The sequence below is a fragment of the Streptomyces sp. MNU89 genome, assembly GCF_020982505.1.
GTDB classification, from domain to species: Bacteria; Actinomycetota; Actinomycetes; order Streptomycetales; family Streptomycetaceae; genus Streptomyces; species Streptomyces xinghaiensis.
The window spans coordinates 6,874,517-6,894,741 of sequence record NZ_JAJKLL010000001.1 but is presented as its reverse complement, the minus strand read 5'-3'; the positions used below and the strand labels follow the sequence as shown (position 1 = coordinate 6,894,741).

The window sequence follows — 20,225 nt, the reverse complement described above, 5'->3', positions numbered from 1 at the left end:
AAGGATCGCGCCATGGCCGTCTTCCGGTACCCGGACCGTCATCCGGTCGCCGTCCTCGTCCGGCACGGGCTGATTCCCATGGAACTCGGCGTGGTGCACCAGTTGTTCGGGCGGGCCCGGTCGGCGGACGGGGAACCGCTGTACGAGGTGGTGACCTGTGCGCCCGAGCCGGGCGACATCCGCACGGATGCCGACTTCCCGGTCCGGGTCGGATGCGGTCCCGAGGCGCTGGACGAGGCCCGCACCGTGATCGTCCCGGCCGCGCGGGACGACGACGAGGTTCACGCCACGGGATACCTCTCCCCCGCCACCGCCGCGGCCCTGGCCCGGATCGGGCCCGGGACGCGGATCGCCTCCGTGTGCACGGGCGCCTTCGTGCTCGCCGCCGCCGGACTTCTCAAAGGCCGCCCGGCGACGACCCACTGGAAGTCCGCGGCGCGGTTCCGGGAGCTCTTCCCCGACGTCGTCCTCGATCCCTGCGTGCTCTACACCGACGACGGGGACGTCCTGACCTCGGCGGGCGAGGCGGCGGGGATCGATCTGTGCCTCCACATGATCCGCCGCGACCACGGTGCGGCGGTGGCGGCCTCGCTCGCCCGGCACACCGTCGTACCGCCGCACCGCGAGGGCGGCCAGGCCCAGTACGTGCCGCGCCCCGTCCCGGAACCGCGGCTCTCCTCCACGGCGCCGGCCCGGGCCTGGGCCGAGGAACAGCTCGGCCGGCCGATCGCGCTCCGTGAGCTGGCCGCGCACTCCTCGATGAGCGTGCGGACGTTCAGCCGCCGGTTCCGGGAGGAGACCGGGCTGACGCCGGTGCAGTGGCTGACGAGGCGCCGGGTGGAGCGGGCCCAGGAGCTGCTGGAGGAGACGGATCTGCCCGTGGACAGGATCGCGGCGGAGGCGGGCTTCGGTACGGGCGCCTCACTGCGGCAGCATCTGCGGGCCGCGCTGGGCGTCTCGCCGAGCGCCTACCGCGCCACCTTCCGGGTCCCCTGATCCGCCGCCCCTCGCGCCGGCGGAGCGGCCGGCGCCCCGGCGGCGGGTCCGCCGGGCGGGACGGGCGGGAGCGGCACAAGGCGCCGGGACCCCTCAAGAGGCCCGAGAGGCCGGTGGGCCAGGTTTCCGGGCACGGGGCACGGGCACTCCGGGCATGAGGCACGTGCTCGCCCGCGTGCCGGCGGAGCGAAGCGACCAGCGAGAGCCCGCGAGAGAGGGACACGCTATGCGGATCGGAATCATCGGCGCCGGGCACATCGGTTCCGCCTTGGCCCAGCACTTCACCCGGGTCGGCTACGAGGTGGCCGTCAGCAACTCACGGGGTCCGGACACCCTCCGGGACCTGGTGGCGGAGCTCGGCCCCCGGGCCCGGGCCCTGACGGCCGAGGAGACCGCGCGCTTCGGTGACGTGGTCGTGGTGTCCATCCCGTTCGGGAGGTACCACGAGCTGCCGTCCGACTCGCTCAGCAGGAAGATCGTCATCGACACCTGCAACTACTTCCCGGAGCGGGACGGGCACGACCCCGATCTCGACCGGGACCGCATCACCTCCAGCCAGAAGATCCGCGCCCACACCGGATCCAACCTGGTGAAGGCGTTCAACGCCGTCTACTGGGAGAACCTGCGGGCGGGCAGCCGCCCCAAGGGCGCGCCGGACCGGCTCGCCATCCCCATTTCGGGCAGTGACGAGGACGCCAAGGCCGTGGTCGCGGGCCTGATCCGCGACATCGGCTTCGACCCGGTCGACGCCGGGAATCTCGGCCAGGGCGGCCGCCGGCACCAGCCCGGCACCAGGGTCTTCGGGGCGAAGCTGACGGCCGAGGAGATGAGCGGGCTCTTCCACGCGGTCCGCCGCTGAAGAACGCGCCCGCCGCGTCCCGCCGCGTCCTCCGGTGGCCCGGCGCCCGCACCGGGACGCGGCACGTATGGTCACACCGCTCTCCCGGCCCGGGCCGGCCCAGGGTCCTCCCGGGCCAGAGGGTCAGAGGAAGCGGCGGAGGGGGGCGGTCAGCGCCTCCCGCGCCCGCTGGGCCACGGGCCGCCTCTTCCAGCGGCCGGCCACCATGCGTTCGCTCGCCTTCAGGTCCTCGTCGAAGTCGGCGTTCAGCCGGCCGGTGAAGGTCTCGTCGAGCACGGTGAGCATCACTTCCTCGTCGTGTTCGAGGGAGCGGCGGTTGAAGTTGGTGGAGCCGATCAGGGAGGCGACCCCGTCGACGGTGATCACCTTGGCGTGCATCATCGTCGGCTGGTACTGCCAGATCCGCACCCCGCAGGCCAGCAGATCCTCGTAGTGGCGCTGGCCGGCGAGCTGGCACACCCGCTGGTCGGTGTGCGGCCCGGGCAGCAGGACGTCGATCGCGACCCCGCGCCGTGCGGTGGCGCACAGCAGGTCGACGAAGTACTCGTCCGGGGCGAAGTAGGCCGTGGCCAGCCGGACGTGCTCCTCCGCCGACTCCAGGACCACCCGGACCAGGGTCTGCATGTCCTGCCAGCCGTAGCCGGCGGATCCGCGCACGACCTGCACCACCGCGCCGCCCGGGGCGTCCTGCGCGGTGAACCGGTCGTGCTCGTCGAAGAGCAGGTCGTGGCACTCCGCCCAGTTCTGGGAGAAGGCCGCGGCGATGCCGTCCACAGCGGGGCCGGCGATCCGCACGTGGGTGTCGCGCCACTCGTTCTCGTTGCGGGCGTCGCCGCACCACTCCTCGGCGATGCCCACACCGCCGGTGAACGCGGTCCGCTCGTCGACGATCAGGGCCTTGCGGTGGCAGCGGTGGTTCTGCTTGAACGGCGAGATCCACAGCGGCTTGCGGAACCACGCCACCTGCGCGCCCGCCTCGTCCATCATCTCCAGGAGGTCTTTCTCGATGGGCCGGCTGCCGAATCCGTCGAGCAGCAGCCGCACCCGCACACCGGCCCGGGCCCGCTCGGAGAGCGCCTCCGCGAACTGGCGGGCGATCTCCCCGCGCCAGTAGACGAACGTCATCATGTCGACGGTGTGCTCCGCGGAGCGGATGGCCTCCAGCATCGCCGGGAAGATCCGGTCACCGTTCCGCAGCGGAACCAGTTCGTTGCCCTCGGTGGCGGCGATGCCCAGCAGCCGCTCCAGCCTGCGGCGTATCCGCTGCTTGCGGTCCGCCGTCCCGCGGTTCTCCGCGCCGGGGAGTGCGGGTTCGGGTCTGTCCTGGACGGTGCTCATGGTGTGGCCTCGGTGCTGGTCGGGGGCCGGGGGTTCCAGCCGACTGTACCGAACAGCTGCCCGAATCCGGCCGGTCCAATACGGGCGGCCCGCCGTTCGCGGTCCCGCCCGATACCGCCGCGGCGGGAGCCGGGACCGGCCCGTTCCACCGCCCGGCCCTACCGTTCGGGGATGATGTCGTGCGGTGTTGCTGCGCGGCGGGCCGGCCGTTTTGCAGAATGGTCCGATGGACAACACCACTTACGGTCAGTGGATGAGCACGGACCAGCCGGGGCTGACGGTACGGCGCGGCCCCGAAGGGCTGGTCTGCCTGAGCACCCCGGACGGGGAGTGCGCCACGCTCCGCCATCTGCTGGAGTCGATCGCGGACGGCCTGGCCCGGGGTGAGGGTGCCCTGGAGGGCGTCACCTCCCAGCAGGCCCGGTCCGCGCTCCAGGCGCTGCGCCTCGCCTGACCGGGGCCGTCGCCGGGCCGCTCCCCCGGTCCGGCGGCGGCCCCGGGTGCGGCTTCCGGCCCCGGACGCCGGACGGCCCCGGACGGCCCCACGGCCGGGCTCCGAGCCCGGCCCGGGTTCCGGGGCCCCTTTCCGTGTGCGGACGAACACGGCGTACGCATCCCCCGTCCCACCCGCGTCTCTCCGCGCGTCTCCGCGCCGCCCTGCGTGCGCCGCCTCGTCCCGGCCCGGCGCCCGCCTCCGCCTCCTCACGCCCGGGCCGTGCCCGGCCCGGGCTCCCGTCCGTGTCCGCGGCCGAGGCATGGGGCGGCGCCCGGCGGACACCCGTCGGTCAGGGGCCGGCGCGGGCTCCGGTGATGCGCCGGCGTCCGGGCGGCCACCCGCAGAGGCGGGGGCGGCAGCAACGGACCGCCGCCCCGTGACGACAGGGAACCCGCGGAAAGGATCACATGTGATCACCCAGGAGCATGTCCGGGACCTGCTCCGGTCACCGGACCGGCAACCCGTGCTCGTCCTGCTGGAGGGCCGGGAGCAGATCGTGCCCGCCGCCGAGCTGGACGGCGACCGCTACCGGGGAGCCGTGGAGATCGTCTCGCGGGACGACCTCACCGCGCTCATCACGGACGGGGACGCCCCCTCCGACCACGAGCTGGCGGAGATCGCGAGCCGCCTGCAGACCCTGGCGGCCGAGCGCGGCGCCTGACGCGCCGGGGACACATGAGCGTCCCGGCCCCGGGTACCCGGGCGCGTCACGACATCCGGTGGCTGCCGGGCCCCGGCCGGGCGGCCACCGGGAGAGCCGGGCCGCCAGGACACAGACGAATGAGGAGAACAGATGACCACCCCCGAGGAAAGCCAGGAGAAGACCACGTCCACCGACGACGTGCTGGGCGCGTCCGCGGAGGAGGCGAGGGACCGCACCCGCGACGGGGCGGGCCGCAACATGCGGGAGGCCCTGGAGGAAGCCGGTGTCTCCCCGGAGGACTACCGGGAGGAAGGCTGAGCCCGCGCCCACCGGCGCCGGACGCGTGCGAACCACCGCGGAACGCCGCGGCGGGGTTGGGACACGGAGCGCGGGTACCCGTCACGCATGAGTGACGACAACCGGCCCCTGGCCGTGGTGACGGGTGCCTCCAGCGGCATCGGATTCGAACTGGCCCGGCAGTTCGCCGCGAACGGCTTCGACCTTCTGCTCAACGCCGAGGACGAACGCCTGGCCGGGGCGGTGGACCGGCTGCGGTCGGCCGTCCCGGCCGCGGACATCCGCGCGGTCCGGGCCGACCTGCGGACGTACGACGGGGTGGAGCGGCTGTACGCGGAGACCGCCGCGGCCGGGCGGCCGGTGAGCGCCGCGGCGCTCAACGCCGGAGTCGGCCGCGGCGGCCCGTTCCTGGAGACGGACCTGGCCGACGAGGCCGAGATCATCGACCTCAACATCTCCTCGACCGTCCATCTGGCGAAGCGGCTGCTGCGCGGCATGGCCGCCCGGGGAGAGGGCCGGCTGCTCATCACCTCGTCCGTCGCCTCGACGATGCCCGGCCCGTACCAGGCCGTCTACAACGCCTCCAAGTCCTTCCTCCAGTCGTTCGCGGAGGCGCTGGCGGACGAGCTGAGGGACACCGGGGTCACGGTCACCTCGGTGATGCCGGGCCCGACGGACACCGATTTCTTCCGCCGCGCCGGCATGGAGGACACCCGGATCGCGCAGGGGCCGAAGGACGATCCGGCGCAGGTGGCCGAGCAGGCCTTCGCCGCGCTGATGAAGGGGAAGCCGAAGGCCGTCACGGGCTCGGCGCGGACGAAGGTGCAGGAGGCCGCGAGCGGAGTGCTGCCCGACTCGGTCAAGGCGGCGGCGCACCGGCTGATGGCCCGGCCCGGCTCGGGCACCGAGGAGGGGCCCGGCCGGGGCTGACATGCCCGCGCGGGCCACGCGGCTTGCGGCGGTCCGGAGGCGGGACACGGAACAAGGCCCGGCAGGCACGGTATCCGCCCGCCGGGCCTCACACTGGCCCGGCGGGCGGTCCGCCGTTCGCGTCCGGGGTCAGCCGGACCTGCCGTCGTCCTTCGCCATGACGTCGCGGAGGGTGTCACGAGTGCGGTCGACGATGGCCGCCAGCGGTCCGAGCGCCATGTTCCTGGCGGCGGACTCCACCCCGGGTGCGGGTGGGTGGGCGCGGTGGCCTCCGCCATCCTCAGCGCGCGGGCCATGCTCGCCAGCTTGGCGGGGTCGTTCAGCCGGCGCAGCCGGGCGAACTCGTAGCGCTCCTCGGCCCGGGCATGCCGCATCACGTCCATGCGGAGAGCCAGCAGGGCGGGCAGGAAGCCCGGGTCGCCGGTGTCCATGTCCTCCAGCCGGGCCAGTTGCTCCTTGGCCTCGCGCTCCTCCTCCAGCCGCTCCGCGACGACGCCCTCACCGCCCGGTACGGAGCGTTTGACGAAGGGATGGACGATCTCCTCCTCGGCCGTCTCGTGCACCGCGAGCATCCGTACGAGACGGTGGAAGGCGTCGCGGCGGGCGTCGCCCTCGCTCCGTTCCACCTCGTCGAAGAGGTTGCGGATCTCGCCGTGCTGCTGCATGAGCAGCGCCACGACGTCCTTCTCGGCGTCGGGGGCATCGGGGATGCCGGCGGGTGTCGTCTGGCTCATTGCTTCTCCCCCTCAGCTCTGGCGCAGTTCGGGGACCGGGTGCTCGCCCTCGGTCTCCATGCGGTAGTCGCGGCCGAACCGGTCGCTGTGTTCGGCCAGGACCTGGTCGCTCGGCGCGCCGCCGTCGGTGTGGATGTTCTGCTGCATCTGTTCGAAACGTTCGTGTGCGTCGCGGACGTAGCCGGTGCCCAGGGTGGTCAGGTCCAGCTGGGTGGCGATGAGTTCCCTGATGTATGCCTTGTTCGGTTCGAACGTGAGCACGTTGGGCAGCTCGGGGGCCAGGACTTCGGCCGGGTCCCGGCCGTCGTGCCGCCGCATCAGGTCACACGCGATGTGCAGATGTTCGAGCTCCATGTTGAGGTGGAGTTCCCAGATGGCCTTCACCTTGCGGTCGGTCTCCTGCTCCATGAAGGAGTGGTAGAGGTAGCACTCGTTGTACTCGTGGTTGACGAGCTGCTCCCACCAGGTCTCCCCCGGGTCGACCAGGGATTCGTAGTGGGTGACGTGTTCCTCCTCGATGAGCCCGATCTCCTGGTAGAGGCGGCGGGCGATCGGCTCCATGTACGTCGGGCCGACGTTCATGTAGAAGTTCATCGTCTGCTGCTCGGCCGACATGATGGTCAGCGCGTGCAGTTTGGAGAGCGGGTCGGTGCGCGTCTTGTCGTACGGCTCCCGCACGTTGTCGACCGGGTTGCGGTGGTGCATCGGGGTGGGGCGGCCGGGCATGACCTCCGTCAGGCCGTCGACGATCTCCTCGGCCTTGCGGTGCTCGATCATCTCGTACAGGTTGGCGTACCGGTACAGGTGGTCGAAGTCCTCCAGCACGCCGAACTGGTAGGCCTGCTGGAGATAGGGGTCCGGCTCCATCCGCGCGACCCAGGCGGTGAGGTCGACGGCCACCTGCTCGTAGGCGATGGTCGTCTCCAGGACCGAGGAGACGCCGGGCAGCAGCCAGTTGACCGCCTTCTGCTGCTGTGCCTCGATGTAGCGGGTCCGGGCGAGCTGCTGCTTCACCTGTGGGTCCGGGCAGTGCCGGGCGAACTGGTGGCTGAAGAGGATCGCCTCCACCTCGATCCCGTTCATGGTGATGATCCGGCAGCGGGTGTACGGGTCGGTGTGGTCGGGGTCGATCGGTTCCACGTCCAGTTCGCGCCAGGTGCGGAGCTGGCGGTCCAGGGGAATGCCGCGCTGCTCCAGGGGATTGAAGGACATCGGACCTCCGGTTGCGGGGAGTGACGAGAGTGCTGGGTACCCCGGGCTCGTCGCCGCAAAAGGGGAATCCGCGCCGTGTTCCCCGGTCGGCCCAAGGCTGCCGGGCCCGGATTGCCCCGGGCGGGCGCCGGGTAACCGATAGCGTCATGGCGTCAGCAGAGCTTCCGGTCTTCACCTCGCTCCACCGGTTGGCGGATCTCGTCGAGCGCGTCGATCCGGTCTTCGTCCGCTGGTCGCGCGGCCCGCAGACGGATCTGCGGGGGCACGGCGGGGTGAGCAGGGACAGCCTGACGGGTGTTCCGCTGGCCGGGCTGTCGGCCAATCCGCTGCGGGTGGAGGCGTGGTGGGGGGACCGGCCGACGCTGCTGTGGGTGGCACGGCGGCTGTACGACTACAGTCATCTGCGGGAGGCCGAGGGACCTCGGGTGCGCCCCTGGGTCCTCACGGGCGAGGAGGCCGGGCGGGGTCCGGACAACGAGCCGCTGGTGGCGCGGGTCCGTCCGGTCGCGTGGATCGCCGCCGAGGTCATCGCGGAGGCACGGGCCGAGGTGGCGCGGCAGCGGGGCCCGTGGGGGCCGCTGCGCAGACCGCACGACTTCATGGACGGGGGCGCGGACCGCGCCCCGGGCGATGCCCCCGGCGCGGCACGGAACAGTGCCCGGCCGCGGACCGGCCGGAACGACCGGGGGGAGTGACCGGGCGCCATGCCACAGGTCCTGGAAGCCGGCTGGTGGGGCCTGGTCGCCGGTTCCGCGCTGCTGATCGGCGCGCTCATCGGCTACACCCTGCGGGTTCCCCGGCTCCTCATCGCCTCGGTGATGGCGTTCGGCGCCGGTGTGCTGCTGTCCGCGGTCTCGTTCGAGCTGGTGGGCGAGGCGTACCAACTGGCCGGGCTGGCCCCGGCCGTCATCGGCACCACCGGCGGCGCGGTCGCGTACACCGCGGGCAACGTGGTGCTGGCGCGCCGGGGCGCGCGGCACCGCAAGAGGTCCGGCCACCACCGGCTGCAGCCCTCGGAGGCGGAGCAGGCGGGGTCCGGCCGGGCGCTGGCGCTGGGGGCGCTGCTCGACGGGGTGCCGGAGTCGGCCGTCATCGGGGTGGGCCTGCTGGAGGGCGGGACGGTCAGCCTCGTCACCGTGACGGCGGTCTTCCTCAGCAATCTGCCGGAGGGGCTGTCGAGCGCGGCCGGAATGAGGGAGGCCGGGCGCGGCAGGGGCTATGTGTTCGGTGTGTGGGGCGCGATCGCGGCCGCGAGCACGGTCTCGGCGGTCCTCGGCTACACGGTGGTGGGCGGCCTGTCCACCGCGGTGGTGGCCGCGGTGACGGCGGTCGCGGCGGGCGCGATACTGGCGATGATCGCCGACACGATGATCCCGGAGGCGTTCGACCGGGCGCATCTGGCGATCGGGCTGATCCTGGTGTGCGGCTTCCTGGTGTCCTTCACGCTGTCGCACATCTGATCGCCGTCCGGGCGCGTTGCGCTGCCCGCCCCCGCGCCCGGACGGGCTCAGGGCGCCTTCCCGGGTCCGGGTCCCCTCCCGTCCCCGGCTCGGCGCCCGCGCCCGTCGCCGCTCCGGCCTCGGCGTGCTCCGGCCGGGACTCCGGCGTCCCGGGGGCGGCGGTGCCCTGCGACGGGCCTCCGTCCTCCGCCCCGTCCTCCGCCCCGCCCCGCGCGCCCGTCCCGGGCGCCGTCCGCGCTCCCGGCGGCGTCTCCGGCGCGGCACCGGGCCGGCCGGGGAACGCCCAGTCCAGTGTCGGTTCGACGACCGGGCGGAAGGCGCGGCGCACGGGGGGCGAGGTGAGCACCAGGGCGAGGCCGACACCGAACACCGTGACCAGCAGTTCGCCGGCAGGGGTGTGCCAGAACCGCGGCTCGTACCAGCCCTCCCAGGCGGCGGTGCGGATGATCAGACCGTGCAGCAGATACGCCACCAGCGTCCCGGCGCCGAAGGCGGTGAACCAGTGCTGCCGGCGCGGCACCCAGGCGAGGAAGGACGCGGCGAGCAGCAGCGAGCAGACCAGCAGGGCCAGGCTCATGGCGACGCCGGCCGGCCAGTCCGCGCCGAGCTGCTCCCAGGTCTTGCTGCGCACCGCCCACTCGGAGGTCACCCGGCCCCGGGCCCAGTAGGCCGTGACCGCGCCCGCCGCGAACACGGGGAGGGAGACGATCCGCATCCACCGGGACCGGACGAGGTCCCAGTGCTCCGGGCGCATCAGCAGACCGAGCACGAAGAACGGCAGGAACTGCAGGACCCGGTCGAGATTGAGGACGGGGTCCGCGTCGAAGGCCGCGCCGAGCAGGGCGATCACGACGGACAACCCGATGGCCAGGGACGGGCGGAGCACCAGCCACAGCGGTGCGGTGAGCCGCCAGACGAAGAGGGCGATCAGAAACCAGGTCAGGTACCAGGGCGTCAGCAGGCTGATGTCGTTGCCGCGGTCGTCGACGGCGTTGCCGTAGAGGGTGTAGACGGTCTCGAAGACCGCGTACGGCACGAGGACGGCCGCGACGAGCCGCTGCACCTGCCGGGGCCGGCCGCGGAAGGTGCGCGAGAAGTAGCCGGAGAGCAGGATGAAGACCGGCATGTGGAAGGTGTAGAGGAAGAAGTACGCGGCCCAGACGGCGCGGCTGTCCTTGAGCGGCTGCCAGGCGTGGCCCACCACCACCAGCACCATCGCCAGCAGTTTCGCGTTGTCGAAGAAGGGGTCCCGTTCGGAGCCCCCGGAGCCGGGTGCGGCCGTCGGACCGGGCTCCGACCGGCCGGCCCCCCGCGCGTCCCGGTGGTCCTCCACCGGGGTCTGCGGCACTCCCGACATCCGTGCACCTCCAGTGCTGTGTCTTCCCGCGGTCGGCGGCGGGCCCTTCCCCGCACCGTACAGACCCTCGCGCCGCCGTCCGGCCGTATCGGCACGGCGGGGCGCGGTGACGGGCCGCGGCACCGGGCGGGAGCGGGGTGCGGGGCGGCCGGGCCGGGGCTGAGAGCGCGGGCCGGGCCGGTGGGTTCTCCCGCCCGCCGGGTAGGTGAACGTCGCGCGGGGCCCGCCCGGCCCCGTACCGACCGACCTCTGGAGAGAACGTGCCCCGTTCCATCGCCACCGCCGACCGTGTCAGCCGCGACGAGCTCCTCGGCTTCCTCCGGCCGCGCCACCACGCGGTCCTGATGACCCGCAAGCGGGACGGCTCGCCTCAGATGTCCCCGCTCACCTGCGGGGTGGACCCGGAGGGCCGTATCGTCATGTCGACTTATCCCGAGCGGGCGAAGGCCCGCAACGCCCGCCGCGATCCGCGGGTTTCGCTGTGCGTCCTCTCGGACGAGTTCAACGGCCCGTATGTACAGGTCGACGGGGTCGCCGAGGTCCTCGACATGCCGGAGGCCCTGGAGCCTCTCGTGGAGTACTTCCGCTGCATCTCCGGCGAGCACCCCGACTGGGACGAGTACCGGGAGGCGATGCGGGTCCAGAACAAGTCGCTGATCCGGGTGACGGTCACCGGCTGGGGCCCGGTCGCCACCGGCGGCTTTCCGCCCCGCCTGGCCGATGACTGACCCCCGGCCCTCCCGGCCCGCCATGGGCACGCCCCGCCGGACCGGAGCCGTCCCGGGCACCCGGGGCGGCTCACCCCGTTTCGGCGATCAGCCGCCGGGAACCCGAAGGCTTTCCGAGGCAGAACGCCGAACGCAGGAGGCTGCCCATGAGCAAGCACGACGGCGAGGCGCTCCCGCTGGCCGACTACGACGAGTTGCCGGTCGGCGCACTGGAGCACCGCCTCCGCACCCTGGACTCCGCCGAGCTGGAGGTCCTGCGCCACTACGAGCACGAGCACGCCAACCGGACCCGGGTCCTGGAGATGATCAACACCCGTCAGCTCCAGCTGGCCGGCGGCAGCACTCCCTCGCCGGGCGGCGAGGATCTCCGGCAGGCGGCGCGGCACTCCGCGGGCGGCTCTCCGGTCACGCCCGCGACCTCGCCCGAGCCGATCCACCCGCCGCCGCACGGCACCCCCGACCAGCGCGCCAAGCCCAAGGGCAACCGCCCCTGACGGTCCCGGGCGACGCGCGCGGGGCGAGGCCTCCGGTGTGACGGAGCTGTCGGGACCACACCACACCGGAGGCCTCAGCGGTCCACCGTAGTGTCCGGCGCACCCGCCGGGGCCCTGTTCGAACGGCAGAGGACCCGCAGGGATGACCGCACGGTCACCGGCAGCAGCCCGCCGCGTGCCCCGCCGCATCCGAGAGCGCATCCGCAGCAGCCGCCACGCCAGGGGGAGGAACACACCAGTGAGCACGCCGACGGACGGGCCGGACGCCGCGCCGCGGGGCAGCCGGGTCCTGCTGACCGGCTGGTTCAGCTTTCTGCACGGCGAGGCCACCGTGGGCGACCTGCTGGCGCTGGACCGCGTCCGGGCCGCCCTGGACCGGCGGGGCACCGCGTACGACACCGCCTGGAGCGGCGGCTTCCATCCGCGGGGGCTGCGGCTCGACGCGGCCGATCCACGCCGTTACCACGCGGTCGTCTTCGTCTGCGGCCCGCTGCACGGGCCCCAGATCGAGGATCTGCACCGGCGCTTTCCGCACTGCCTGCGCATCGCCGTGGGCGTCTCCGTCCTGGACGCCGCCGATCCGGCGGTCCGCGGCTTCCACCGGGTGCTGGCCCGGGACGCGCCGGGCGCGCCTCCCCGCCGCGACCTGGCCGTCTCCGCGCCCGCCCCGCCGCCCCACCCGTGGTCGGCGTGGCGCTCACCCGGGGCCAGGGCGAGTACGGCGGACGGCGGCGGCACGAGGCGGCCGGCGACACCCTCACCGGCTGGCTGAACGGCAAGGACTGCGCGCGGCTCGACGTGGAGACCCGGCTCGACCCGGGCGACTGGCGGCTGGCCGCCACCGCCGCCCAGTTCGAGGCCGTCGTCGCACGGCTCGACGTCCTGGTCACCAACCGGCTGCACGGACTGGTGACCGGCCTGCGCGCCGGTGTGCCCGTGCTCGCCGTCGACGCCGTGGCGGGCGGGGCGAAACTCACCGCCCAGGCACAGGCGTGCGACTGGCCCGCGCTGGTGCCGGTGGAGAAGGCGGACACCGCCGAGCTGGACCGCTGGTGGGCCTGGTGCCTGGACGAGGGCCGGGCACTCGCCCGGCAGCGGAGCGAGGAATTCCGCACGGCTCCCGAGACCGCTCTGCTCACCGGCCTCACCGGGCCCCTGGACGGCGCGGCGCGGTGAACGACGCGATGAGCAACGCGGACCGGAGGACGGACGACGGGCGGCGCACGGACGGGCGGCGGATGCCGGACCCGCGGACCGGGGCAGCGGGCGCGGCGGGCGGAGCGAGCACGGCGGGCGGCGGGCCCCTGCGGCTGATCCTGATGTCGGACACCCATCTCCCCAAGCGGGCGAGGGAACTGCCGGCCCGGCTCCTGGAACTGGTGCCCGGCGCCGATGTCGTGATCCACGCCGGGGACTGGGTGGACACGGCCACTCTGGACCTCCTGGAGTCCCGAGCCCGCCGGCTGGTCGGCGTGTACGGGAACAACGACGGCCCGGAGCTGCGCGCCCGGCTGCCCGAGGTGGCCCGCGCCGAGCTGGGCGGCCTGCGTTTCGGCGTCGTCCACGAGACCGGGGCGGCACGGGGCCGGGAGGAACGCTGCGCCCGGCGCTTCCCCGACCTGGACGTCCTGGTCTTCGGCCACAGCCACATCCCCTGGGACACCGAGGCGCCCGGCGGGCTGCGGCTGCTGAACCCCGGCTCGCCGACGGACCGCCGCCGCCAGCCGCACTGCACGTTCATGACGGCCGAGATCCGGGAGGGCCGGCTCACCGGCGTACGGCTGCACCGGCTGCCGCCCCGGCGCTGAGGTCACGCGTCCGCGGTCACCCGGCCGGACGGCGGGCTCGGCCGGTCCGCTGCCGGAACCGGCGGCGCGGCCGTGGGGACGGCCCGCCGCCGCGCCGGCGGTACGGTCACCGGTGCGGGTCTCCCGGGTCCCGCTGGGCCTCGACGTTGGTGGTCAGCGCGTCGCCGCTCTCGCCGTCGCGCCCGGCGGCGTCCTGGTCGGGCACCACTTCTCTCTGGGCCCGCCGGATCTCCGCTTCGACCTCTTCGGCCGCCGTGCCGGGCTTGTGGTCCGGCTCCTGCCGCTCGTTCCGTTCCGTCATGGCGGGCTCCTTCCGTGTCGTGGGGTGCCGCGGGGCGGGCCGGGTACCGGTCCGCCGCCCGGACGGTCTCCGCTGCGCCTGCTCGCCATGCCGGGGATATTCCCGCGCCGCGTGTCCCGTCCCCCGCCGTACCCGCACCGGCCTCCCGCACTCCCCGGTCCCCGGCCGCCCTCCGTTCTGCCGCACCCGTACCCGCCGCCCGCCGCGCCGTCCCGGCAGCTCGCGGGCCGTCGTCGCTGTCCGCCGGCCGGGGCATCGGCCGGGTGAACAGGCGTGGCAGGACCCGGCGCGGACGGCGGTGCGGCTAGCGTCGGTCCGTCCCCCGGAGACCGCGGCCCCGGAAAACCCCGGAAGACGCAGCCCTGAGAACAGCCGCCCGTACCACAGCTGACAGGAGCGTTCCGTGACCGACCGCACCGTCGACATCTGGGGAGCACGCACCCCGTTCGGTGCCGGAGAGCGCTGGCCCGAGCGCGTGGACCGCCATCTGACCGTGGACGAGTCGGAGGTCCACACCTGGGTCCCCTCGGTCTGCGTCCTCTGCTCCAACGGCTGCGGCCTGGACATCGCCGTCTCGCACGACGGCCGGATGGTGGGCGTCCGGGGGCGCGCCCGGGACCGCGTCAGCCACGGCCGGCTGGGGCCCAAGGGGCTGTACGGCTGGCAGGCCGTCAACTCCCCCGACCGGCTCACCCGTCCTCTGGTCCGGGTCGCCGGCCGGCTGGAGCCCGCCGACTGGGACACCGCCCTGCGGGCCGTCACCGACCGCTCCCGGCAGGTGCTCGCCGAGCACGGGCCGCTGGCGATGGCGTTCTACACCTCCGGACAGCTGTTCGCCGAGGAGTACTACGCGCAGACCCTCATCGCCCGCGGCGGCATCGGTACCCCCCATCTCGACGGCAATACGCGGCTGTGCACCGCCACCGCCGAGTGGGCGCTGATCGAGAGCTTCGGCAGCGACGGCGACCCCGGCTCGTACAGCGACGTCGACCTGTGCGACACCCTCTTCCTCGTCGGCCACAACACCGCCGAGACGCAGACCGTGCTGTGGTCCCGGATGCTCGACCGGCTGCACGGCCCGGACCGGCCCCGGCTGGTGGTCGCCGACCCCCGGCTCACCCCGACCGCCCGCGAGGCCGATGTCCATCTGGCGCTGCGTCCGGGCACCAATGTGGCGCTGCTCAACGCGCTGCTCCACGAGATCGTCGAACACGGCCGGCTGGACCGGGAGTTCGTCGACGCGCACACCACCGGCTACGAGGAGCTGGCCGCCGCCGTCGCGGACTGGTCCCCCGACCGGGCGGCCGGGATCTGCGGCGTGCCGGCCGAGGACATCCGCGCCGCCGCCCGGATCCTCGGTACCGGCGAGCGGCTGGTGTCCACGGTGCTGCAGGGCGTCTACCAGTCCCACCAGGCGACCGCCGCCGCCGTGCAGGTGAACAACCTGCATCTGCTGCGCGGGATGATCGGCCGCCCCGGGTGCACCGTCTTCCAGATGAACGGCCAGCCCACCGCACAGAACACCCGCGAGACCGGCGCCAACGGCGCCCTGCCTGCCTTCCGCAACTGGCAGAACGAGGCCCATGTCCGCGAGATCGCCGAGGCGTGGAACGTCGAGCCGCTCCGGATCCCGCACTGGGCACCGCCCACCCCCGCCATGGAGATCTTCCGGTACTGCGAGGAGGGCTCGGTGAAGTTCCTCTGGGTGACCGGCACCAACCCGGCGGTGTCCCTCCCCGAGCTGCGGCGCATCCGCTCGGTGCTCGGCCGGGACGGGCTGTTCCTCGTCGTCTCCGACGCCTTCCGCACCGAGACCACCGAACTCGCCGACGTCGTGCTGCCCGCCGCCCTGTGGGGCGAGAAGACGGGCTGCTGCACCAACGCCGACCGGACGGTCCATCTCTCCGAGAAGGCCTTCGAACCGCCCGGCGAGGCCCGCGCCGACTTCGACATCCTGCTGGAGTACGCGCGCCGGATGGACCTGCGCGACAAGGACGGCGGCCCGCTGCTCACCTGGAGGAGCCCGGAGGACGCCTGGCGGGCTTTCACCGCCCTCACCCGGGGCCGGCCCTGCGACCAGAGCGCGCTGACGTACGAGCGGCTGCGCGGCTCCGGGGGCGTCCAGTGGCCCTGCACCCCCGGGGCACCGGAGGGCACCGAGCGCCTCTACACCGACCACGTCTTCCCCACCCGCGCCGACCAGTGCGAGGACTACGGGCACGACCTCACCACCGGCGCCCAGCACGGGGCGGACGACTACCGTGCCCGCGACCCGGCCGGACGGGCCCGGCTTCGGCCCGCGGCGTACCTCCCGCCGCACGAACCGGTGGACGAGACCTACCCGCTGCAGCTCACCACCGGCCGCACCGTGCACCACTGGCACACCCGTACCAGGACCGGCCGGGCGCCCGAGCTGCGGCGGGCCGCCCCCGATGTCTGGGTGCAGCTCTCCGCCGAGGACGCCGGGGAGCTGGGCATCGCCGACGGCGACCTGGTGCGTGTGGTGTCCCGGCGCGGGGAGATCGAGGCGCCCGCGGTGTGCCGGGGCACCCGGCGGGGGGTCGTCTTCGTCCCGTTCCACTACGGCTACTGGGACCAGACCGAGCCCGGCCGGCACACCCGCGCCGCCAACGAGACCACGCGGACCGAGTGGGACCCGGTCTCCAAGCAGCCGTTCTACAAGTACAGCGCGGTCCGGGTGCAGAAGATCTCCTCCGCGGCGACCGCGCTCGCCCACGGGCTGGCCGACTCCGACCGGCAGACCGACGCCCCGCCGCCCGGCACCCTGACCGCGGAGCCCGGCGCCCCCGCCGGAGAGAGCCGGGACACCGCGGAGACGGGGAGCACCCCAGCCGGGAGCACCGCGGCCGGGCCGGCGGGGAAGGGCTGAGGACCATGGCCACCACCAGGACCGGAACACTCCTCGCCGAACTTCACGAGGCCGAGGAGGCGCTGGCCCGGGAGTTCCACCGGGTCGCCGAGCGCCAGGCCGCCGACCACGGCACCCACTACCCCTGTCTCACCCTGGCCGCGCGGTGCGAGGAGCACGCCGCGCGGCTGCGGGCCGCCGCCGGACGCCACGGACGGGACCTCTCCGAGCACCGCCACAGCGAGCCCCTTTCGCATCTCCTGGACGCCGTGCGGCGGAAGTCCTCCGAGCGGCGGGGCCACCACGGCTCCGCCGGGCAGCTCCTCCTGCGCGATCTGCGCCATCTCTTCCTCGCCGCCCAGGAGGTGAGCCTCCTGTGGCTGCTGCTCGGCCAGGTCGCGCGGGCCGTCCGCGACCAGGAGCTGCTGGACGACGTGGAGGAGCTGCACCCCGAGACCCTCGGCCAGATCGGCTGGCTGACGACGCGGCTGAAGAACACCGCCCCCCAAGTCCTGGCCACGGCCGACTGAATCACGCGGACGGAAAGCACGGTGCCGAAGAGCGACAGTCCGGGCCCCATGACGGTGTCCCCCTGGCAGCCGGCGTCCACGCGGCGGCGGGACGCCCTGCTGGAGACGCCCGTTCTGCTGCTGATGGTCTTCCTGGCCTCCCTCGTCCTCTTCACCGTCGGCCGTCTGGTGGAGGACGAAGGGCGCGTGGTGTCGCTCATGGCCTTCCTGCCGCCCATCGTGGCGGTCATCGGATCCGTCCGGCAGACCGTGCTCACCGCCGTGTGGAGCACCGGCACTCTGTTCGTCGTGCTGCTCGGTATCCGCCTGGACGTCGGGGAGGTCATTCCGCCGACCTTCGCCACCGCCCTGATGAGCGCCCTGAGCATCGGGGCCTGCCGGTACCGCATCCACCGCAACGCGGAGGTCAGCCGGCTCCGCTCGGCGGCGGCCGCGCTCCAGCGGCAGTTGCTGCGCCCCCTGCCGTTCCGCACCCCCGAAGTGATCATCGACGGCCTCTACCAGCCGGTCGAGGAGGACAGCATGGTGGGCGGTGACATCTACGAGATCGCGATGTCGCCCTACGGCACCCGTGTGCTGATCGCGGATGTGCAGGGCAAGGGGCTGCCCGCCATCGGTACCGCGTTCTCCGTCCTCGGCGCGTTCCGCGAGGCCGCGCAGCGCGAGCCCGACCTGCTGGGGGTCGTGGACGCCCTGGAGTCCGCCGTCGAACGGCACAACAGCTTCGCCAGCCGGACCGGCGAGCCGGAGCGCTTCGTGACCGCGCTGGTCCTCACCTTCGACGAACGGTCGTGCGGTCTCGTCGTCAACTGCGGGCATCTCCTGCCGTGCCTGGTCTGCGAGGACCCGGACGAGAGCGGCCCTCTGCCGCTGGCGGACCCCGGGGTGCCGCTGGGGCTCATCGGCCTCTCCCCGGAACCGCGCCGCATCGAGGAGTTCGACCTTCCGGAGGGCAATACACTGCTGCTCTTCACCGACGGGGTGACGGACGCCCGTGACCCCTTCGGGGTCTTCTACCCGTTGCGGGAGCGGCTGCGCGAGTGGTCCGGCATCCCGACCTCCGAACTGGCCGCGACGATCGCCGCGGACCTCCAGCGGTTCACCGGGAACAACCAGCGGGACGACATCGCCCTGCTGGCCCTGCACCGCGTCCCCGCCCCCGTCCCCGGGGGCGAGGGGGACGGCCGAGGCCCCGGCACCGCCGCCGGGGGCGGCGAGCCCGGCCCCGGCGGGGAGGCCGGTGCCTCCTCGCGCTTCACCACCGGCGGCGTCCCCGGCGTCCCCGACGGCACCGACCGCGACGGTGGCACGGGCGGCGGTGCGGACCGCAGCCACGCCGGCGCCACGGACCCCCACACCGACCGCACGGGCGCCTGACAGCCGGCCGGTGTGCCCGGCCGCCGGCGCCTCAGCCGGTCTCCCGCGCCGCCTCCCGCCCGGCGGTGCGGCCGGAGAAGAGGCAGCCGCCGAGGAAGGTTCCCTCCAGCGAGCGGTAGCCGTGCATCCCGCCGCCGCCGAAGCCCGCCGCCTCACCGGCCGCGTACAGCCCGGCCACCGGCTCGCCCATCCCGCCGAGAACCCGGCTGCTCAGATCGGTGTGCAGGCCGCCGAGGGTCTTGCGGGTGAGGATGCGCAGCCGCACGGCGATCAGCGGGCCCGCCGCGGGGTCGAGGAGACGGTGCGGCGCGACGGTGCGGATCAGTTTGTCGCCGAGGTAGCGGCGCGCCCCGTGGATGGCGGTGACCTGGAGGTCCTTGGTGAACGGGTTGGCGATCTCCCGGTCCCGGGCGGTGATCTCGCGGCGCAGCTCCATCTCGTCGATGAGCGGCTGCCCGGCGAGCCGGTTCATGCCGCGCACCAGCGCCGCGAGGTCCCGTTCGACGACGAAGTCGACGCCGCGGTCCATGAACCGCTTCACCGGCCGCGGCACGTCGGTGCGGGCCCGTCCGAGGACGTCGCGGATGCTCTTGCCCGTGAGGTCGGGGTTCTGTTCGGAGCCGGAGAGGGCGAACTCCTTGCCGATGATCCGCTTGTTGAGGAGGAACCAGGTGTAGTCGTAGCCGCTCCGCATGATGTGTTCGAGCGTGCCGAGGGTGTCGAAGCCGGGGAAGAGCGGCACCGGCAGCCGCCGTCCGAGGGCGTCCAGCCAGAGCGAGGAGGGGCCGGGCAGGATGCGGATGCCGTGCCGCGCCCAGACGGGGTTCCAGTTCTCGATGCCCTCGGTGTAGTGCCACATCCGGTCGCGGTTGATCAGGCTGCCGCCGGCCCGTTCGGTGATCTCCAGCATCCGGCCGTCGACGTGCGCGGGGACGCCGGAGAGCATCCGCTCGGGCGGGGTGCCGAGCCGCTGCGGCCAGTTGCGGCGGACGAGTTCGTGGTTGCCGCCGATCCCGCCGGACGCCACCACGACCGCCCCGGCCCGCACGTCGAACTCGCGCACGGCGGTACGGGAGCTGGCCTGCCCGCGCTCGGCGACGCTGGGCGCCAGCAGCGTGCCGCGGACGCCGTCCACGCGTCCGTCCGTGACGGTGAGTTCGTCCACCCGGTGCCGGAAGCGCAGCTCGACCAGGCCGCGGTCCGCCGCCTCCCGGACCCGCCGCTCGAACGGCTCGACGAGCCCGGGGCCGGTGCCCCAGGTGATGTGGAAACGCGGTACGGAGTTGCCGTGTCCGCGGGCGTCGTAGCCGCCGCGCTCCGCCCAGCCGACCACGGGGAAGAACCGGACGCCCATACCGTGCAGCCAGGACCGCTTCTCCCCGGCGGCGAAGTCGACGTAGGCCTCGGCCCAGCGGCGCGGCCAGTGGTCCTCGGGCCGGTCGAAGCCGGCCGTGCCGAGCCAGTCCTGCCAGGCCAGGTCGCGGCTGTCGCGGATCCGCAGCCGCCGCTGCTCGGGTGAGCCGACGAGGAACAGTCCACCGAAGGACCAGTGCGCCTGGCCGCCGAGCGACGCCTCCGGCTCCTGGTCCAGAAGGATCACGCGGCGGCCCGCGTCCGCCAGCTCGGCGGTGGCGGCCAGCCCGGCCAGTCCCGCTCCCACCACGATCACATCGGCGTCGTACGCCACTGCGGCCCACCTTCCGCGCTGCCCTCGGTACGGCGCGGGACCTCTCGCGGTCGCGCGCCGTCTGCTTCCCCCCGGTGCCCTCCGCGGCCGCCCTGGTCGGGCGGGCGTG

At 73.8% G+C, this 20,225-nt stretch carries 19 protein-coding genes and 2 pseudogenes; 15 read left to right on the top strand and 6 right to left on the bottom strand.

The features are described from left to right. The first annotated feature begins 12 nt into the window (after nt 1-12). Both E4N63_RS29625 and E4N63_RS29620 read left to right on the top strand, forming a co-directional pair. A complete protein-coding gene (locus tag E4N63_RS29625) occupies nt 13-996 on the top strand; it encodes a GlxA family transcriptional regulator (protein ID WP_230242179.1) in 984 nt (327 codons plus the stop codon). A 154-nt stretch (nt 997-1,150) separates the two neighbouring features. Continuing rightward, the gene (locus E4N63_RS29620) at nt 1,151-1,855 is read left to right on the top strand and encodes an NADPH-dependent F420 reductase (protein ID WP_125624677.1); all 705 of its coding nucleotides are present in this window, start codon (nt 1,151-1,153) and stop codon (nt 1,853-1,855) included. Nucleotides 1,856-1,978: 123 nt separating this feature from the next. On the opposite strand, the gene E4N63_RS29615 is transcribed toward E4N63_RS29620, so the two are convergent. Beyond that, complete coding sequence (locus E4N63_RS29615) at nt 1,979-3,193, bottom strand: phosphatidylserine/phosphatidylglycerophosphate/cardiolipin synthase family protein (RefSeq protein WP_125624678.1); 1,215 nt, start codon at nt 3,191-3,193, stop codon at nt 1,979-1,981. A gap of 226 nt (nt 3,194-3,419) precedes the next feature. On the opposite strand from E4N63_RS29615, the gene E4N63_RS29610 reads away from it, so the two are divergent. The 4 genes from E4N63_RS29610 to E4N63_RS29595 all read left to right on the top strand — a co-directional run bounded on the left by E4N63_RS29610 (nt 3,420) and on the right by E4N63_RS29595 (nt 5,559). Next, the gene (locus E4N63_RS29610; RefSeq protein WP_185831264.1) at nt 3,420-3,647 is read left to right on the top strand and encodes a hypothetical protein; all 228 of its coding nucleotides are present in this window, start codon (nt 3,420-3,422) and stop codon (nt 3,645-3,647) included. Nucleotides 3,648-4,098: 451 nt separating this feature from the next. After that, entirely contained in the window at nt 4,099-4,350 is a 252-nt protein-coding gene (locus E4N63_RS29605) for a hypothetical protein (RefSeq protein ID WP_125624679.1), read from the top strand. A gap of 132 nt (nt 4,351-4,482) precedes the next feature. Beyond that, on the top strand, nt 4,483-4,650 hold the full coding sequence (locus E4N63_RS29600; protein WP_185831265.1) for a hypothetical protein: 168 nt from the start codon (nt 4,483-4,485) through the stop codon (nt 4,648-4,650). Between the two features lie 87 nt (nt 4,651-4,737). Next, entirely contained in the window at nt 4,738-5,559 is an 822-nt protein-coding gene (locus E4N63_RS29595) for an SDR family oxidoreductase (protein ID WP_230242174.1), read from the top strand. 129 nt (nt 5,560-5,688) lie between these two features. Here the strand turns inward: E4N63_RS29595 and E4N63_RS29590 are convergent. Further along, a pseudogene (locus E4N63_RS29590) lies at nt 5,689-6,293 on the bottom strand (hemerythrin domain-containing protein). 12 nt (nt 6,294-6,305) lie between these two features. Further along, nucleotides 6,306-7,505 (bottom strand): hypothetical protein, encoded by a 1,200-nt coding sequence (locus E4N63_RS29585; RefSeq protein WP_125624682.1) that lies wholly within the window; start codon nt 7,503-7,505, stop codon nt 6,306-6,308. 146 nt (nt 7,506-7,651) lie between these two features. On the opposite strand from E4N63_RS29585, the gene E4N63_RS29580 reads away from it, so the two are divergent. Both E4N63_RS29580 and E4N63_RS29575 read left to right on the top strand, forming a co-directional pair. Then, nucleotides 7,652-8,200 (top strand): DUF6098 family protein, encoded by a 549-nt coding sequence (locus E4N63_RS29580; protein ID WP_308188761.1) that lies wholly within the window; start codon nt 7,652-7,654, stop codon nt 8,198-8,200. Between the two features lie 9 nt (nt 8,201-8,209). Continuing rightward, on the top strand, nt 8,210-8,965 hold the full coding sequence (locus tag E4N63_RS29575; protein WP_230242171.1) for a ZIP family metal transporter: 756 nt from the start codon (nt 8,210-8,212) through the stop codon (nt 8,963-8,965). Here E4N63_RS29575 and E4N63_RS29570 read toward each other — a convergent pair. Then, nucleotides 8,946-10,322 carry an acyltransferase family protein gene (locus E4N63_RS29570; protein WP_230242169.1) on the bottom strand — a complete coding sequence of 459 codons (1,377 nt, stop codon included), beginning with the start codon at nt 10,320-10,322 and terminating at the stop codon, nt 8,946-8,948. The genes E4N63_RS29575 and E4N63_RS29570 overlap by 20 nt on opposite strands. Before the next feature lie 260 nt (nt 10,323-10,582). Between E4N63_RS29570 and E4N63_RS29565 the strand changes: the two genes are divergently transcribed. From E4N63_RS29565 to E4N63_RS29550, 4 genes and pseudogenes are all read left to right on the top strand, one after another. Next, on the top strand, nt 10,583-11,050 hold the full coding sequence (locus E4N63_RS29565; RefSeq protein WP_125624684.1) for a PPOX class F420-dependent oxidoreductase: 468 nt from the start codon (nt 10,583-10,585) through the stop codon (nt 11,048-11,050). A 146-nt stretch (nt 11,051-11,196) separates the two neighbouring features. Continuing rightward, complete coding sequence (locus tag E4N63_RS29560; RefSeq protein ID WP_125624685.1) at nt 11,197-11,544, top strand: hypothetical protein; 348 nt, start codon at nt 11,197-11,199, stop codon at nt 11,542-11,544. Between the two features lie 292 nt (nt 11,545-11,836). After that, nucleotides 11,837-12,720: pseudogene (locus tag E4N63_RS29555) on the top strand (polysaccharide pyruvyl transferase family protein). Nucleotides 12,721-12,848: 128 nt separating this feature from the next. Next, nucleotides 12,849-13,352, top strand: coding sequence for a metallophosphoesterase (locus E4N63_RS29550; RefSeq protein WP_125624691.1), 504 nt, complete (start codon nt 12,849-12,851; stop codon nt 13,350-13,352). A 106-nt stretch (nt 13,353-13,458) separates the two neighbouring features. Here the strand turns inward: E4N63_RS29550 and E4N63_RS29545 are convergent, their stop codons facing one another. Then, nucleotides 13,459-13,653 carry a hypothetical protein gene (locus tag E4N63_RS29545; RefSeq protein ID WP_125624687.1) on the bottom strand — a complete coding sequence of 65 codons (195 nt, stop codon included), beginning with the start codon at nt 13,651-13,653 and terminating at the stop codon, nt 13,459-13,461. A gap of 403 nt (nt 13,654-14,056) precedes the next feature. On the opposite strand from E4N63_RS29545, the gene E4N63_RS29540 reads away from it, so the two are divergent. From E4N63_RS29540 to E4N63_RS29530, 3 genes are read left to right on the top strand one after another with little or no spacing between them, the layout of a single operon-like run. After that, entirely contained in the window at nt 14,057-16,543 is a 2,487-nt protein-coding gene (locus tag E4N63_RS29540; RefSeq protein ID WP_230242167.1) for a molybdopterin oxidoreductase family protein, read from the top strand. A 5-nt stretch (nt 16,544-16,548) separates the two neighbouring features. After that, complete coding sequence (locus tag E4N63_RS29535) at nt 16,549-17,052, top strand: hypothetical protein (RefSeq protein ID WP_125623178.1); 504 nt, start codon at nt 16,549-16,551, stop codon at nt 17,050-17,052. A gap of 48 nt (nt 17,053-17,100) precedes the next feature. Continuing rightward, a complete protein-coding gene (locus E4N63_RS29530) occupies nt 17,101-18,429 on the top strand; it encodes a PP2C family protein-serine/threonine phosphatase (protein ID WP_230242165.1) in 1,329 nt (442 codons plus the stop codon). A 31-nt stretch (nt 18,430-18,460) separates the two neighbouring features. On the opposite strand, the gene E4N63_RS29525 is transcribed toward E4N63_RS29530, so the two are convergent. Beyond that, nucleotides 18,461-20,116 carry an FAD-binding dehydrogenase gene (locus E4N63_RS29525; RefSeq protein ID WP_230242163.1) on the bottom strand — a complete coding sequence of 552 codons (1,656 nt, stop codon included), beginning with the start codon at nt 20,114-20,116 and terminating at the stop codon, nt 18,461-18,463. Nucleotides 20,117-20,225: the final 109 nt, after the last annotated feature.

Bases quoted from the DNA above. Each gene is read 5' to 3' on its own strand.
- E4N63_RS29610 (WP_185831264.1), top strand. From the start codon at position 3,420: ATGGACAACACCACTTACGGTCAGTGGATGAGCACGGACCAGCCGGGG.
- E4N63_RS29585 (WP_125624682.1), bottom strand. From the start codon at position 7,505: ATGTCCTTCAATCCCCTGGAGCAGCGCGGCATTCCCCTGGACCGCCAG.
- E4N63_RS29545 (WP_125624687.1), bottom strand. From the start codon at position 13,653: ATGACGGAACGGAACGAGCGGCAGGAGCCGGACCACAAGCCCGGCACG.
- E4N63_RS29620 (WP_125624677.1), top strand. From the start codon at position 1,151: ATGAGGCACGTGCTCGCCCGCGTGCCGGCGGAGCGAAGCGACCAGCGA.
- E4N63_RS29600 (WP_185831265.1), top strand. From the start codon at position 4,483: ATGACCACCCCCGAGGAAAGCCAGGAGAAGACCACGTCCACCGACGAC.
- E4N63_RS29580 (WP_308188761.1), top strand. From the start codon at position 7,652: ATGGCGTCAGCAGAGCTTCCGGTCTTCACCTCGCTCCACCGGTTGGCG.
- E4N63_RS29560 (WP_125624685.1), top strand. From the start codon at position 11,197: ATGAGCAAGCACGACGGCGAGGCGCTCCCGCTGGCCGACTACGACGAG.
- E4N63_RS29595 (WP_230242174.1), top strand. From the start codon at position 4,738: ATGAGTGACGACAACCGGCCCCTGGCCGTGGTGACGGGTGCCTCCAGC.
- E4N63_RS29615 (WP_125624678.1), bottom strand. From the start codon at position 3,193: ATGAGCACCGTCCAGGACAGACCCGAACCCGCACTCCCCGGCGCGGAG.
- E4N63_RS29530 (WP_230242165.1), top strand. From the start codon at position 17,101: ATGACGGTGTCCCCCTGGCAGCCGGCGTCCACGCGGCGGCGGGACGCC.
- E4N63_RS29535 (WP_125623178.1), top strand. From the start codon at position 16,549: ATGGCCACCACCAGGACCGGAACACTCCTCGCCGAACTTCACGAGGCC.
- E4N63_RS29570 (WP_230242169.1), bottom strand. From the start codon at position 10,322: ATGTCGGGAGTGCCGCAGACCCCGGTGGAGGACCACCGGGACGCGCGG.
- E4N63_RS29575 (WP_230242171.1), top strand. From the start codon at position 8,210: ATGCCACAGGTCCTGGAAGCCGGCTGGTGGGGCCTGGTCGCCGGTTCC.
- E4N63_RS29625 (WP_230242179.1), top strand. From the start codon at position 13: ATGGCCGTCTTCCGGTACCCGGACCGTCATCCGGTCGCCGTCCTCGTC.